This is a genomic window from Streptomyces sp. NPDC057743 (assembly GCF_042798755.1).
In the GTDB taxonomy this organism is placed as follows: Bacteria; Actinomycetota; Actinomycetes; order Streptomycetales; family Streptomycetaceae; genus Streptomyces.
In genome coordinates, this window is record NZ_JBHVJX010000001.1 from 107,085 (window position 1) to 121,342 (window position 14,258).

Here is a 14,258-nt window from a genome sequence, read left to right on the forward strand (position 1 = left end):
CGAGCGCGTCGCCCACCGTTCGTGTCGAGGGACAGCCATGGAGCCGGAGATCATCACCGTCGGGCTCGACGGCTCGGCGGAGAGCCTGGCCGCGGCGCAGTGGGCCGCCGACGAGGCCCACCGGCGGGGAGCCGTGCTGCGGTTGTTGCACGCCTGGATACTGCTGGCCGCCCAGGCACCGGACACCGCCCCCGAGCGGGACCAGAACGTGTACGCCCGCCAGGTCATCCGCGCCGCCACGGACGCGGTCCAATCCCGCCACCCGCAACTGCGGATCATCGAGGACCTCGTCGGGGACGAGCCGGAGCCGGCGCTGCTGCGGGCCGCCGCGGAGTCCCGACTGCTGGTCCTGGGCTCCCGGGCCCTGTCGGCCTGGAAGAGCTTCGTCCTCGGCGACATCAGTCTGAGCGTGGTGGCGCGGGCCGCGGGCCCGGTCGTCCTCGTCCGAGCCGACGCGCCGGCGACGCCGGACCGCCCGCGGCCGCCGGTCGAAGAACCGCCCGCCCCAGCGGAAGCGGCGGTCTCCGGGCCGCGGGTCGTGGTCGGGGTCAGCCTCAGTGGGCCGGCCGGGCGGCTGCTGGAGTTCGCCTTCGACGCGGCGGCCGGCCGCGGTGTGCTGCTCCAGGTGGTGCACGGCCGCCCGTTCCCGGTGCAGGTCTACACCCCCTGGGGCGTCGACCCGGACGCGGCGGCCGAGGTGACCGCGGCCGCGGAGAATGAGTTGCGGGAGGCGCTCGACCCCTGGCGGGCGCGGTTCCCCGACGTGCCCGTGCAGCGGACCCTGCTGTCGGACAGCCCGGCCCGCGCCGTCGTCGAGGCCGCCCAGGGCGCCGGGCTCCTGGTGGTCGGCCGCCGAGCGCAACGACGACTGCCCACACCCCGCATCGGCCCCGTCGTCCATGCCGCCGTCCATCACGTGACCTGCCCCGTTGCCGTCGTCCCGCACGACTAGGGCCTGTCCGATGGGCCCGGGTCGGACAGGCCCTAGCCAGAGCGCCGCCGCGACACCGCTTTGTCGTCGCACCCGGACTCCGTGCGCCGTTCGGCGGCCCGACGCGGGATCATGAAGACAGGACTCCGGTCGAAACCGGCCGGAGCCGACCCAACCAGGCACATCCGGAGGTAGTGGCGCACCATGAGGCACCGCAGAGTGGCCGACCTGATGACCCCCAACGCCGTCACCGTCCAGCGCGGCACCCTCTTCCGGGAGATCGCGCGGCTGCTCGACGAGTACGACATCACCGCCGTACCGGTCGTCGACGACGACGGGCGGCCGGTGGGCGTGGTCTCCGAAGCCGACCTGCTGCGCCGGCAGCTGTCCAAGGCCGGCGCCGCCACCGCCGAGGCGATCATGACCAGTCCCGCCGTGGTGGCACGGCCGGAGTGGAGCGTGGTCGAGGCGGCCCGGACGATGGAGCAGCGCAAGGTCAAGCGGCTCCCCGTCGTCGACGACGCCGAGCGGCTGATCGGCGTGATCAGCCGCAGCGACCTCGTCCAGCTCTTCCTGCGCCGGGACCGGGCGATCCAGGAGGAGATCCTGGAGGAGGTGTTGACCCGCACGCTCGGCGTCTCACCGTCCGCGGTCACCGTCGACGTCGCCGACGGCACCGTCACCCTCACCGGCACCCTGGAGCGCAAGAGCCTGCTCCCGATCGCGGTCCGGCTCTGCGAGAACGTGGACGGCGTCATCGAGGTGGTCGACCGGCTCACCTACGCGCGCGACGACGCTGCCGGGGACGCCGCCGTACCCGACGCCACCCCCGCCCGACCCGGGCAACCGGCCCCCGAACCGGGCTGATCGACGCCCCCGGAGCGCGGTGCCCCGTACGGCCCGCCGGGGCGACAGCGGCCGGACGCCGGAGGTGTACTTGACCCACAGCGACCCGTACGGACAGCGAGGACGGCCGCCGGCCGCCGCCGGCGGCCCGTAACGAGGGGAGCGGACCCGTGTCGCCATCGGATGCCACGACCCTGCCGGCCCGGCCCGACCGGATCTTCGACCGCGCCGAAGAGTGGACGGACCTCGCGCGCTTCGTCTGCGACTCCCGTCCCGGGGCCACCCTCGCGCTGGTCTCGGGCCAGCGCCGCCAGGGCAAGACCGTCCTGCTGGAGGCGCTCAGCCGGGCCACCGGCGGTTTCTACTTCGACGGGCAGGCGGCGGCCGAGGCGGAGTCCCTGCGGCGCCTGGCCGAGCGGCTCGCCGAGCACACCGGCGCCGACCGGCCGCCTCACTGGCACCACTGGGACGAGGCCGCCGAGGCGCTGCTCGCGCTGGGCGACGAGCGCCCCACCGCGGTGATCATCGACGACTTCCCCGAACTCGTCGGACACAGCCCCGCGCTCTCCTCGCTCCTGCACTGCGCCTTCCTCCGCGTGCACCAGGAGCGCCCGCACAACCGCACCCGCCTGATCCTCAGCGGCGCCAGCCCCGCCGTCATCCGCCGGCTGTTCGCCGGCCCCTCCTCGCTGCACGGCCTGGCCTCCCTGGAGGTGGCGGTGCGGCCGTTCGGCTTCCGCAAGGCGGCCCGCTTCTGGGGCATCCGGGCACCCCGGCTCGCCGTGCAGGTGCACGCCGTCGTCGGCGGCACCCCCGCCTACCGCGGCGACCTGGTCTGCGACGACGCCCCCGCCGGCCCGGACGACTTCGACGCCTGGATCTGCCGGACCGTCCTCAACCCCCGGGTGCCGCTGTTCTGGGAGGCCCGCCACCTGCTGGAGCAGGAGGGCGACTACGCGGACCGCGCGCTGTGCCACTCGGTCCTGGTCGCCATCGCCGGCGGCCGCTCCACCCCCGGCGGGATCGCCGACCGCCTCGGCGCCTCGCTCCACGACGTCTCCCACGTCCTGGCCGCGATGCGCCACCACGGGCTGCTGCACGACGAGGCGGACGCGTTCCGGCCCGGGCTGACCCGCTACCGCATCGCCGAACCGCTGCTCGCCTTCGAGCACGCCATCGCCTGGCCGCACCGCGCGGCGCTGGAGCAGGAGGAGACGGTCGAGGTGTGGCGCCGGATCCGCCCGGACTTCGACGCCACGGTGGCCGCCCCGCACTTCGCCCAGCTCTGCCGGGAGTGGGTCACCCGGTACGTCGCCTGGGACACCTTCGGCGGCGCGGTGCACTCGGCGGTCCGCGGAACCGTCCCCGATCCGGAGGGGAACACCCGGCTCGACGTCGAGGTCGTCGTCCGGGGCACCGCCGACGGGCGGCCCGGGGCACTGCTCTCGGTCGGGCTGGCCCGCTGGAACGAGGTCATGGACCTCTCGCACCTGGCCCGGCTGCGCCGGATCCTCGCCCTGGCCACCGCGGCCGGCGAGGACACCGCCCAGACCGTGCTCACCTGCTACAGCGGCGTCGGCTTCGGCCCGGAGCTGCGCGCCGCCGAGGCCAAGGGCGAGGTCCTGCTGGTCGGCGCGGACCGGCTCTACCACGGCGAGTGACCGCCCATCCCTGACGCATCGTCAGCTACCCGGGGCCCGTCCGAGTCGCGCCGGCCCGACAGCGGTGGCCAGCATGGAAGCAGCAGGAGCGTTCAGTCGCCGTACGGGAGGTGACCCCCGATGAACCTGCCGAGCCGCCACCAGCGCGGAAGCCTGTGGGAGCGCGGGACGGGCTGGCCCCGGCCGATGGCCGAGTTCCAGGAGCTGTTCGACCGGATGAACCACTTCCTGGAGTCCGCCGCGTTCACCTCGCCACTGGCCGAGACGCCGGCCTTCGCGCCGCCGGCCGACCTGCACGAGACCGACGAGGCGTACGTCGTCGAGTGCGAGCTGCCCGGCATCAGGCGCGAGGGCATCGACGTCGAGGTCGGCGAGCACGAGGTGAGCATCTCCGGGGAGCTCAAGGAGTGCGAGCGGCCCGGCGTGCTGCGCCACCGCGGCCGCCCCACCGGGAGGTTCGAGTACCGGGCGCTGCTCCCGGTGGACGTGCGGTCCGACGACGTGACCGCCTCGCTCACGGACGGCGTCCTCACCGTGACGATCCCGAAGGCGCAGGCCGCCAAGCCGCGCCACGTCGAGATCCAGGGCTGAACAGGGCCGGTGCCACCGGGCCTTGCCGCCGCCGGCCGTACCGTGCCCGCCCGGCGCCGGCCACCGTCCCCGTGCGGTGCGCGGCGACGCACGCACACTGGAAGGAGGCGCGGCGCACGCCCGAAACGGCGTGCGCGGACAGTCACGGCAGCGCAGGGAAGGGTGAGCGGCGATGCAGGCGCACAAGGGAGACGTACTGCGCATCACCGGACGCGCGGTGGGCAGCCCGGAACACCGGGCCACGGTGATCGAGGTGCTCGGCCGCAACGGCGAACCCCCGTACCGGGTCCGCTACGAGGACGGTCACGAGACGGAGATCTTCCCCGGACCGGGCTGCGTCACCGAAGGCACCGCCGGGGCGCGCCCCGCGCGGACCGACGCGCCCCGGCACGCGGTGTAGCCCGATGGGACGCCGAGCGGCGGCGCGTCGGCGGCGCGCTGGGGCTATGGGAAGCGGTAACCCGGGGCGGGTCGGGAGGTCCGGCCGGAGCGGCGGGAACCCGGGCGGCCCCGGGAAGCCGGGGCGCGTCGGTGCGTCCGACGCCACCGACGGCTCACCCAACTCCACCGGGGATTTTGGGAGTTCTGGCGGCTCTGGCGGTTCCGGGAGTGCGCCGAGCGGTGGCGGCAGGCCGCCGCGGGCCGACGAGTTGCCGGGCGGACGGCTGCCGCCGCGCCAGGAGCCGAAGCCCAAGCGGCCGGTGCGGACGATCCGGGTGCCCGGCCTCTTCGGCTGAAGCGGCGCCCCGCCCGCCGCAGTCGCCGGCCCGCACCGGGACGCGCAGCATGGGAAACAGGCCCGCCCGCGCCACGCGCAGCGGCCGACCACCCTCGTCCCGCGGAGGTGACCGCGATGAACATGCCCGCGCGACGCCGTTCCGGCAGCTTCCTGGAACAGTTCCCGCCGCCGTCGGGCTGGGGCGAGCCGATCGCCTCGGAGTTCGACGACCTGTACCAGCGGATGGCCCGCCTGCTGGAGTCCGCCGGCGGCGCCACCGCGCGCGGCGGGCCGACCCAGTGGGCGCCGCTTTCGGACCTGCACGAGGCGGAAGACGCCTACGTCGTCGAGGCTGAACTGCCCGGCGTGCGGCGCGAGGACGTCGACGTCGAAATCGGCAATCGGGAACTGCGCATCGCCGGCGAGTGCAAGGAGTGCGGGAGCGAGGGCGTGCTGCGCCGGACGACCCGCCGGACCGGCCGGTTCGAGTACCGGGCGGCGTTGCCCGTCGACGTCAGGGCCGACGAGGTCACGGCGAACCTGACCGACGGGGTGCTGACCGTGACCCTCCCCAAGGCCGAGCCCGCGACCCCCCGCCGGATCGAGATCACGGAGTAGCCGTCCCCACCCGCCGTCCCCTGGGGGCGCCCGTCCCGATTGACATGCAGCCAAACGGCTGCCTAACTTTTTATGCAGTCAACAGGTTGCATAAAGAGGCGGGGCAGGAGAGATGCGGGCCATGGACGAGGTCTTCAAAGCGCTGGCCGATGCGGGGCGCCGCCGGTTGCTGGACAGCCTCAACGCCCGCAACGGACAGACCCTGCGGGAGCTGTGCGCGGAGCTGGAGATGACCCGGCAGTCGGTGAGCAAGCACCTGGCCGTGCTGGAGGCGGCCAACCTGATCACCACGCTCCGGCGCGGCCGGGAGAAGCTGCACTACCTCAACGCCGAGCCGATCAACGCCCTCGCCGACCGCTGGATCAGCCACTACGACCGCGACCGGGCACGCGCCCTCGCCGACCTCACACACGCACTGGAGACACCCCCCATGGACAGCAACGCGTTCGTCTACACCACCTACATCCGGACCACGCCGGAGCGGCTCTGGCAGGCCCTCACCGACCCGTCCTTCACCAGCCGCTACTGGGGCGTGGAGTTCGACACGGACTGGCGCGCCGGGTCGGCCATGACCTGGAACGAGGGCGGGGCCGCCACCGCCCACCCCGAGCAGGTCGTCCTGGAGTCCAGCCCGTACCGGAGGCTGTCCTACACCTGGCACACCTTCACCCCGGAGTGGGCCCGGCGGATGGGCGTCGCCGAGGGCGTCCAGGCCGAGTTGGCGGCCGAGCCGCGCTCCAAGGTGACGTTCGAGATCGAGCCGCTCGGCGACATGGTGAAGCTCACCGTCGTCCATGACGGCTTCGCCGCCGACTCCACGGCCCGCGGCATGGTCCAGCACGGCTGGCCCGCCCTGTTGTCCAACCTCAAGACCCTGTTGGAGACGGGCGAACTGCTTCCGGAGCCCGAGCCCCAGACCCAGCCTCAGTCCTGACCCACAACCCCGGCGGTTCCTGGCCGACTTGGGCCCCCGCCCCGGCGCCCTCCGTGCCGCCGGCACCGTCTCCGTTATCCCCGTCCTCCTCACCGTCCGCCTCCGGCCGCATGATCTGGGCGCCGGCCAGCAGTTCCGCGATCAGCTCGTCGAGGTCCAGGCGGCGTTCCAGCGCGTGCAGTTGGGGCAGCGCGGCCCGGGTGCTGACCTGGGGCGGGGCGAGCAGCCGGCAGCAGTCCTCGTCCGGGAGTACGGAGACGTCCGCGGTGCCGATGGCGCGGGCCTCGTCGATGATCTCCTGCTTCTCCCAGCCGACCAGGGGCCGGACGACGGGGAGCGCGGCGGCCTCGTCCACGGCCGCGAGGTTCGCCAGCGTCTGGCTGGCCACCTGGCCCAGGCTGTCCCCGGTGACCAGCGCCTGCGCTCCGATCCGGCCGGCCAGCGCCGAGGCGGCCCGGACCATCAGCCGCCGCTGGGCGACCACCTGGAGCCGGCCCGCGCCGGCCACCGCCAACTGCCGCTGCGCACGCCCGAGGGCGATGACGTGGAGCCGGCCCGGCGGCTGGTAGCGGTTGAGCTCCCGGGCCAGCGCGTACGCCTTGTACGTCGAGGACGCGTTGGTGTAGGGCGCGCCCGTGAAGTGGACGAAGTCGCAGGCCAGACCGCGACGCATGGCGCGGTAGGCGGCCACCGGCGAGTCGTAGCCGCCCGACAGCAGCGCCAGGGCCCGCCCGCTGGCCCCGACCGGCAGCCCGCCCTGGCCCGGATACCGGGCCCAGGACAGATAGGTCTCCTTGTGGTCGATCTCGACGGCCAGCCGGACGCCGGGGTGGGAGAGGTCCACCGGCAGCCCGTCCAGGGCCTCTTGGATCCGGGCCCCCAGGTGGGCCTCCAGCCGTGACGACGTCATCGGGAACGCCTTGTCCCGGCGCTTGACCCGCACCGCGAAGCTGGCCACCGGCCGCTGGGCGACCACCGCGGAGAGCGTCCGCACCGCCGCCGCGGTGATGGCGTCCAAGGAGCTGTCCACCCGGATCGCCGGCTGGACGGAGTTGAAGCCGATCACCCGGCGGGCCCGTTCGACCAGTGCCTCCTGCGGCACCTGGCCGCCCAGCACCGTGACGTTCTGCGCGATCTTGATCCAGGTCGATCCGCCGATGCCGCGCAGCGCCACCCGGAGGTTGTCGTGCAACCGCTCGGTGAACAGACGGCGATTGCGCCCCTTGAGGAAGATCTCGCCGTGCTTGAGCAGGACGCAGGAACGATCGGGGCCGCGCGTCCCGGTGGTGGAAAGGGATGGTGCGCCGGACACAACTCTCCTTCGGGTGGCGTCGTACGGCCCGGAGCGCGGGCCCGTTGGACCCTCGTCCGATGCCCCACCCGTAGGACGGGGCGGACCGCCGCACTTCCAGAGTAGGCACGCCGAGCGGCCCGCCCTTGGGAGCGGGGAGGGGGAATCCGTCGGTGCGCCGCGCGCCGCGTCGTCCTGCCGGGGAGCGGCCGGTGCGCGACGGTGGTCTGGGCTCAGCCCGTCGGGGCGGGGCGCAGGCGGCCGGCGAGTGCGCGGGCGGCGAGTTCGAAGCGGAGCGCGCACTCGTGCCGGCCCCGGCCCGGGCCGGTCGGGTCGACGACCGGCTCGAAGACCCGCTGGAGCAGTACCACCACGTCGTCGTGCACGCTCGCGAAGTGGGCGAGGTTGCGCCGCCATTCCCCGTGCCGGGCCGCGGGGGGCGACTCCCGGTGCAGGTGGTAGACGGCCGGCTCGGTGGCGTAGCGGAGCCGCAGGCCGCGGCGGGTGAGCCGGTAGCCCAGCTCGGCGTCCTCCAACCCCCAGCCGACGAACGCCTCGTCGAACCCGCCGGCCGCCACCAGATGACCGCGCCGCACCGAGGCGTTGCACGCCCACACGTAGTGCCAGGCGGTCTCCAGCCCGGCCAGCTCGCAGGCGAACGCCTCCAGCACCGGCTCCCGTTCGTCGCCCCGCACCACCGGCGGCAGCGCCTCGAAGCTGAACTCGTACCGCAGCCGCTCCCGGTCGACCGGACCGTCCCCCAACTGGAACCGCCGGCCGACGACCACCAGGTCATCGCCCTCGGCATGGGCCCGGGCGTGCTCGGCGAGGAACGTCGGCGCCACCACCTGGTCCGCGTCGAGCAGCACGACGAGGTCGCCCGTCGCGTGCGCCAGCCCGAGGTTGCGGGCCCGCGCCCGGCCGGACGCGGGGGAGCGCGGCTCGTACACGTAACGGACGTCGAGGCCGGCCGGCAGCGTGGCCACCATCCGGTCCGTGCCGTCCGCGGAGCCGTCGTCCACCACGATCACCTCGGCCGAGTGCGCGGCGTCGAGTGATTGGCGGGCCAGGGCCAGCAGACACAACTCCAGCGCGTCCCGGGCGCGGTAGGCGGGGACGACGACGCTTATTCTCATGCGACGGTGATCCTCACGCTCCGATGGGCCTCGATCCTCGACGGGCGGCAGCCTGTTGAAGGGCATGCGTGACCACAGCTCACCCGGAGCCGTGACGGTGCCCGCGGATCCCGACGGACCCGGTGATCCCTTTCTGGCCTGTGGGCCGCGGGCGCGGAGCGGCGCCGGGTGATGCGGGAAGTCAATCACCGCGTCAAGACGAGGGTCAACTGCCCACTTTCGGGCCCGAATTCACCATCTTGACGGGAATGTTCCGGTGCAGTAGAGCGCCCAACCGGCGTTCCGCCGGCCGCGCGCCACCCCTCGCGGTGGCAGGGGTGGGGATGCTGAGGTGGGTGCATGGCTCTGGGACGGGTGTTGCACGGGGGCGGCCGTCGGGCCCCGAACGCCCTTCTGGGCGCGCCCTGTTCGTCCGGAGTCCGGCCGCCCGAACGGCGCATCGGAATCCGGTCCGAACACGGCCGAGACTCCGCCCCGAGGGTGGCGGCGGATTTCCTCTCCCGCGCCGCGTGCGCTAGGTCCTGTCGTCAAACTCCCGTCGTTCGCCCGAAGGGCGGGCCGGGCGCCGGACGGCAGACGGGAGTTTGACGACAGGGCCTAGGGGCCGTCCGATGGCCAGATGGCCAGATGGCCGGGATCGGACAGCCCTTGGGAGAGCCACATGAAGGCCCTCTCCTAGCGGTGGCGCTCCACCCGTCCCTCGTCCCACACCGGTTCCGGCACCTCCCGGACCCGGCCATCCTGCCCGAAGACCAGGAACCGGTCGAACGACCGGGCGAACCAGCGGTCGTGCGTGACCACCAGCGCCGTCCCCTCGTACGCCTCAAGGCCCTTCTGGAGCGCCTCGGCCGACTCCAGGTCGAGGTTGTCGGTCGGCTCGTCCAACAGGAGCGCGGTGGCGCCGTCGATCTCCAACAGCAGGATCTGGAACCGGGCTTGCTGCCCGCCGGACAGCTTCTCGAACGGCTTGTCCCCCTGCTGGTCCAGCTCGTAACGGCGCAGCGCGCTCATCGCCGGCCCCCGGCTCTTCGCGTGCTCGGTCCACAGGATGTCGACCAGCGTGCGCCCCATCAGCTCGGGGTGCGCATGGGTCTGCGCGAAGTGCCCCGGCACCACCCGGGCGCCCAGCTTCCACTGCCCCGTGTGCGCCACCTCCTCGCCCGCCAGCAGCCGCAGGAAGTGCGACTTCCCCGACCCGTTGGAGCCCAGCACCGCAACCCGCTCGCCGTAGAAGACCTCCAGGTCGAACGGCTTCATCAGGCCGGTCAGCGCCAGCCGTTGGCAGGTGACCGCGCGCACTCCGGTGCGGCCGCCCTTGAGCCGCATGGTGATCTTCTGCGGCCGCGGCGGCTCCGGCGGCGGGCCGATCTCCTCGAACTTCTGCAGCCGGGTCTGCGCCGCGTGGTACCGCGAGGCCATCTCGTCGCTGCGCGAGGCGTACTGCCGCATGTCGGTTACCAGGCGCTTCAACTGGGCGTGCTTCTCGTCCCACCGCCGCCGCAGCTCCTCGAACCGCTCGAACCGCTCCGCCCGCGCCGCGTGGTACGTCGTGAAGCCGCCACCGTGCACCCAGACATCGCTGCCGGCCGGCCCGGGCTCCACGCTCACGATCCGCTGCGCGGACCGCGCCAGCAACTCCCGGTCGTGCGAGACGAACAGCACCGTCTTGCGGGTCTGGTGCAACTGCTCCTCAAGCCACTGCTTCCCCGGCACGTCCAGGTAGTTGTCCGGCTCGTCGAGCAGCAACACCCCGTCGGGGCCGCGCAGCAACGCCTCCAGCACCAGCCGCTTCTGCTCGCCGCCGGACAGCGTCCGCACCGCCCGCCACTGCGCCTTCTCGTACGGAATGCCCAGCGCCGACATGGTGCACATGTCCCACACCGTCTCGGCCTCGTAGCCGCGCGCCTCCGCCCAGTCGCTCAACGCCTGGGCGTAGCGCATCTGCGCCGCCTCGTCGTCCCGCTCCATGAGGGCGAGTTCGGCCGCGTCGACGGCGTGCGCCGCGTGCCGGATCCGCTCCGGTGCGACCGACACCAGCAGATCGCGCACCGTCCGCTCGTCCCGCACCGAGCCGACGAACTGCGGCATCACCCCCAGGCCCCCGCTGACCGTCACCGACCCGGCGTGCGGCTTCAACTCGCCCGAGATCAGCCGCAACAGCGTGGTCTTGCCGGCGCCGTTCGCCCCGACGAGCGCGGCGACGGCCCCCTCGCCCACCCGGAAGGAGGCGTCATCGAGCAACACCCGCCCGTCCGGCAGGTAGTACTCCACGTGCGCGACTTCTACATGCCCCATGATCGGCCCAAACTGAGGAATCGTTGCGGAAATTCGGAACCCTGCACCGAGCGCAGCGCGACGGTCGGCGCCCCCTCCAGCGACCGTGATCACGTCCGCTTGTCGCTGTATCGGGAGGGGGACCGCGTCCCGCGCGGCGCTCTCACACCGCACTCTTCCCGGTCCGGGGCCCGCCGGCCAATCGGTTTTCGCGCCGGTGACGTCTCCCGGCCGGCTCGGGGCGCACGAGGGAGGCGACCGGTCAACTCCCCTTACCCCTCGGCGCGGACGGGCTTCTCCCAGACGGACACGTGCCGTTGGCTCTCGCTTGTGAACGGCTCGCCCGCCCACCCGCCGCACCGCTCGCGCAGCCGCAACCCGGCGAGCTGCGCCATCAGATCGAGCTCCGCCGGCCAGACGTACCGGAAGGGCGTCGAGGCGAAGCGGCCGCGGCCGTCGACCACCTCGACGTAGTGGGAGCTCAACGCCTGCGTCGCCACGTCGTAGACGTCGTAGCCCCAGCGGGTCGGGCCGATCTGGAACGGGACGGCCTGCGCCCCGGGCGGCAGTTTGCGCAGCTCGGGGACCATCACCTCGATGACGAAGGCGCCGCCCGGTTCGAGGTGGTGCGCGACGTTGCAAAAGCAGTCGACCTGCGCCTGTTGGGACGTCAGATTCATGAGCGTGTTGAAGACCAGATAGGCGACGGAGAAGCTCCCGGCCACCCGCGTCGTGGCGAAGTCGCCGATGGTCACGTCGATGTCGTCGCCGCCCGGCTTGGCCCGCAGCCGGGCGACCATCGCCCGGGACAGGTCGATGCCGTGCACCGGGACCCCGCGGCGGGCCAGCGGCAACGCGATCCGTCCGGTGCCGATGCCCAGCTCCAACGCCCGTCCCCGACCGGCCAGTCGGGCCAGCAGCGTCACCGCCGGATCCACCGCCTCCGCCGCGAACATCTCCGCCTCGTCCGCGTCGTACCGTGCCGCGACGCCCTCTCCGAAGTACCCGTCCTCGTCCACCATGCCCGGACCGTACTGCGCCGGCCGGGCCCACCGCTCGGCATTTTCCGGCGGGTTCGGGCGCCCGCGGACCGGAGCGCGGCGCTGCCGGCACAGCCCGCGGGCCCTGTCCGCTCAGTCCCACACCATGGTGATCTCGCGGCCGAAGTTGACGTAGCCGGCGCGCTGGAAGGCGGCCGCCATGGGGGAGTTGCCCAGGTCCGTGGAGGCCCGGATGCGGGGGACGCCCTGGGCGGCGAGGACGCGGGTGCCCTCGGCGAGCAGCTCGTCGATGTAGCCGTGGCCGCGGTGTTCGGGCAGCACGGCGATATAGGCGACGATGGCGTGGTAGCCGTTGTGGGCGGGGAGGACGAAGCCCACCGGAGCGCCCCCGGGGAGGGCGGCGACGCGCCACCAGTCCCTGGGGGTGGTGTAGTTGGCGAGCTCCCCCTCGTAGTGCGCGACGGCGGCCGCGCGCGGGGACATCCGGGTCAGGTCGGCGCGGCTGTGTGCGTCCAGGGTGCCGGCGAGCGCCCCGGTCATCAGGGTGAGCAGCCGCTCCGGGTCCGGGGCCGGGGTGAAGGTGAGGCGCCCGGTCGGTGCGGGGACCGGTGTCCCCGGGCGCCACTCCAGGCGCAGCCGCTCGACGAACGGCCGGGCGCCGGCGCGCTCCAGGACCGTCATCCGGTCCTCGACGGCCTGCCGGGTGGCCGGGGTGTCGCGCCAGTCGGGCGGGACGTAACGGCCGTACGCGGGCGGGCGGGCGCCGCGCGGGAGGGTGGCGGCCATGGCGGTGCGCAGCAGGCGGATGCCGACGTCGATCCGCTCGTGGCCCGGGAGATCGTCGTCGAGGTCGAGCAGGTCCAGCAGGGCCGGGGCGTCGTCCCCCGGGCGGCTCCACCAGGCGAGCCTGGCCAGCGGCCGGCCGTCGCGAAGTGCCAGCCACAGCCACTTGGGTCGTCGACGGCCCTGGGCGAGGTCGTCCGCCAGCTCGTCGTTGAGGAGGTAGGGCAGGCGGTTGAAGAGGTCGAGCTCGTGCGGTCCGGCGAGCGGACGCAGCGTCAGTTCGGGTGTTGCCACGGTTGGGGGGACTCCCTTGAAGGTGCCCGTCCGCCCCGGGGTTCAGCTCTGGTCGGAACCCCGGGAGGGGACGAGCGGGATGGTCATGGCGGTCATCGGCCCGTCCCTCCTCTCGTCATGTCGGCCTGGCCCGGCGGCACCTGGCGGCCGGGGATCGGAAGGAGAGGTAGAGGTAATCCCACGACGGAGAACCGCGCAACTCCTTTTCGGGGACGGGAGTTGGCGCGCCGGGGCGATCGGGTCACTACGGCACGGCCCCGCACAGCGCCGCGGCGACCGCGACCTCGGTGCCGGCCAGGCCGACGGAACTGAAGACCGTGAGGTCGTCGGGCCCGTTGCGGGCGGGGGCCGCCCCGGCGAGGACCGCGCCGAGAGGGATCAGCCGGTCGGCGGGGAAGAGGGGCGTGCCGGGGGAACTGGCCGACTGCGCGGGGGAGTCGGTGAGGAGCACGCCGGCCCGGTCGGCCAGGGCGGCGGGCACCTCGTGGTGGGTGGTGGACTTGGGGCCCAGAGTGGTCAGATGGGTGCCCGGGGCGAGCCAGTCGGCGTCCAGCACCGGCACCGCGCTGCCGGTTGCCACGATCACCACGTCCCGGTCGGTGACCGCCTCCTCGACCGTGGCCACCGGCCGGACGGCGACGCCGAGTTCGTCGGCCGCCCGGTGGGCGAAGGCGGCGGCCCGCTCCCGGCGGCGGGCCACCACCACGGCGTCCGTCACCTCCCGCACCGCGCCCAGGGCCCAGAGCTGCGCCCACGCCTGCGGCCCGGCCCCGACCAGCGCGACCCGGACCGGACCGGGCCGGGCCGCCGCGTCCACCGCCACCGCGCCGATCGCCCCGGTCCGCCGCCGCCCCAGCTCGGCGCCGTGCACCACGGCCCGCAGCCGGCCGTCCGTCGTGCCCCATACGGCGACGAGTTGTTCCGCGCCGGCGAAGGTGTCGTAGGCGCGGAAGCCGAACAGCTCCTGGGAGCGCAGCCGCCCCGCGGTGATCACCAGGTCGCCGTCCCCGAACCCGGCCCGGACCCGGGGCGGCGCGTCCAGAGTGCCGTGGTGTGCCGCCAGCAGCGCCCCGCGCACCGCGCGGACCGCCGTCGGGGCGTCCAAGTGGGCGCGGACATCGTCGTCATCGAGCAGTGCCACGGTCACCGGGGCGTTCCCTTCGGGCGGTCCGGAGTCGAC

At 73.8% G+C, this 14,258-nt stretch carries 13 protein-coding genes; 7 read left to right on the forward strand and 6 right to left on the reverse strand.

The genetic code is table 11. The features are described from left to right. Positions 1 to 37 precede the first annotated feature (37 nt). The 7 genes from ACFVFQ_RS00485 (at position 38) to ACFVFQ_RS00515 (ending at position 6,299) form a co-directional block, all read left to right on the forward strand. Entirely contained in the window at positions 38 to 952 is a 915-nt protein-coding gene (locus ACFVFQ_RS00485) for a universal stress protein (RefSeq protein WP_383406084.1), read from the forward strand. A gap of 183 nt (positions 953 to 1,135) precedes the next feature. Beyond that, a complete protein-coding gene (locus ACFVFQ_RS00490; RefSeq protein WP_383406088.1) occupies positions 1,136 to 1,798 on the forward strand; it encodes a CBS domain-containing protein in 663 nt (220 codons plus the stop codon). A gap of 149 nt (positions 1,799 to 1,947) precedes the next feature. Further along, complete coding sequence (locus ACFVFQ_RS00495) at positions 1,948 to 3,438, forward strand: ATP-binding protein (protein ID WP_383406091.1); 1,491 nt, start codon at positions 1,948 to 1,950, stop codon at positions 3,436 to 3,438. 120 nt (positions 3,439 to 3,558) lie between these two features. Then, positions 3,559 to 4,029, forward strand: a complete 471-nt coding sequence (locus ACFVFQ_RS00500; protein WP_383406094.1) for an Hsp20/alpha crystallin family protein — start codon at positions 3,559 to 3,561, stop codon at positions 4,027 to 4,029. A 172-nt stretch (positions 4,030 to 4,201) separates the two neighbouring features. Then, positions 4,202 to 4,429 carry a DUF1918 domain-containing protein gene (locus ACFVFQ_RS00505; RefSeq protein WP_383406097.1) on the forward strand — a complete coding sequence of 76 codons (228 nt, stop codon included), beginning with the start codon at positions 4,202 to 4,204 and terminating at the stop codon, positions 4,427 to 4,429. 453 nt (positions 4,430 to 4,882) lie between these two features. Next, the gene (locus ACFVFQ_RS00510; protein WP_383406100.1) at positions 4,883 to 5,365 is read left to right on the forward strand and encodes an Hsp20/alpha crystallin family protein; all 483 of its coding nucleotides are present in this window, start codon (positions 4,883 to 4,885) and stop codon (positions 5,363 to 5,365) included. Between the two features lie 121 nt (positions 5,366 to 5,486). Then, complete coding sequence (locus ACFVFQ_RS00515; protein WP_383406103.1) at positions 5,487 to 6,299, forward strand: ArsR/SmtB family transcription factor; 813 nt, start codon at positions 5,487 to 5,489, stop codon at positions 6,297 to 6,299. Here the strand turns inward: ACFVFQ_RS00515 and thiI are convergent. The 6 genes from thiI to ACFVFQ_RS00545 all read right to left on the reverse strand — a co-directional run bounded on the left by thiI (position 6,232) and on the right by ACFVFQ_RS00545 (position 14,225). Continuing rightward, on the reverse strand, positions 6,232 to 7,611 hold the full coding sequence (gene thiI / locus ACFVFQ_RS00520) for a tRNA uracil 4-sulfurtransferase ThiI (protein ID WP_383406106.1): 1,380 nt from the start codon (positions 7,609 to 7,611) through the stop codon (positions 6,232 to 6,234). The genes ACFVFQ_RS00515 and thiI overlap by 68 nt on opposite strands. A gap of 212 nt (positions 7,612 to 7,823) precedes the next feature. Then, positions 7,824 to 8,726 carry a glycosyltransferase family 2 protein gene (locus ACFVFQ_RS00525; protein ID WP_383406109.1) on the reverse strand — a complete coding sequence of 301 codons (903 nt, stop codon included), beginning with the start codon at positions 8,724 to 8,726 and terminating at the stop codon, positions 7,824 to 7,826. 675 nt (positions 8,727 to 9,401) lie between these two features. After that, positions 9,402 to 11,021 carry an ABC-F family ATP-binding cassette domain-containing protein gene (locus tag ACFVFQ_RS00530; protein ID WP_383406112.1) on the reverse strand — a complete coding sequence of 540 codons (1,620 nt, stop codon included), beginning with the start codon at positions 11,019 to 11,021 and terminating at the stop codon, positions 9,402 to 9,404. 251 nt (positions 11,022 to 11,272) lie between these two features. Next, a complete protein-coding gene (locus ACFVFQ_RS00535) occupies positions 11,273 to 12,022 on the reverse strand; it encodes a class I SAM-dependent DNA methyltransferase (protein ID WP_383406115.1) in 750 nt (249 codons plus the stop codon). A 111-nt stretch (positions 12,023 to 12,133) separates the two neighbouring features. Next, positions 12,134 to 13,078, reverse strand: a complete 945-nt coding sequence (locus ACFVFQ_RS00540) for a GNAT family N-acetyltransferase (RefSeq protein ID WP_383406118.1) — start codon at positions 13,076 to 13,078, stop codon at positions 12,134 to 12,136. A gap of 244 nt (positions 13,079 to 13,322) precedes the next feature. Further along, the gene (locus ACFVFQ_RS00545) at positions 13,323 to 14,225 is read right to left on the reverse strand and encodes an ornithine cyclodeaminase family protein (protein WP_383406121.1); all 903 of its coding nucleotides are present in this window, start codon (positions 14,223 to 14,225) and stop codon (positions 13,323 to 13,325) included. Between the last annotated feature and the right edge of the window lie 33 nt (positions 14,226 to 14,258).

Coding starts and splice junctions, on each gene's coding strand:
- ACFVFQ_RS00485 (WP_383406084.1), top strand. CDS start 38: ATGGAGCCGGAGATCATCACCGTCGGGCTCGACGGCTCGGCGGAGAGC.
- ACFVFQ_RS00490 (WP_383406088.1), top strand. CDS start 1,136: ATGAGGCACCGCAGAGTGGCCGACCTGATGACCCCCAACGCCGTCACC.
- ACFVFQ_RS00500 (WP_383406094.1), top strand. CDS start 3,559: ATGAACCTGCCGAGCCGCCACCAGCGCGGAAGCCTGTGGGAGCGCGGG.
- ACFVFQ_RS00505 (WP_383406097.1), top strand. CDS start 4,202: ATGCAGGCGCACAAGGGAGACGTACTGCGCATCACCGGACGCGCGGTG.
- ACFVFQ_RS00510 (WP_383406100.1), top strand. CDS start 4,883: ATGAACATGCCCGCGCGACGCCGTTCCGGCAGCTTCCTGGAACAGTTC.
- ACFVFQ_RS00515 (WP_383406103.1), top strand. CDS start 5,487: ATGGACGAGGTCTTCAAAGCGCTGGCCGATGCGGGGCGCCGCCGGTTG.
- ACFVFQ_RS00525 (WP_383406109.1), bottom strand. CDS start 8,726: ATGAGAATAAGCGTCGTCGTCCCCGCCTACCGCGCCCGGGACGCGCTG.
- ACFVFQ_RS00530 (WP_383406112.1), bottom strand. CDS start 11,021: ATGGGGCATGTAGAAGTCGCGCACGTGGAGTACTACCTGCCGGACGGG.
- ACFVFQ_RS00535 (WP_383406115.1), bottom strand. CDS start 12,022: ATGGTGGACGAGGACGGGTACTTCGGAGAGGGCGTCGCGGCACGGTAC.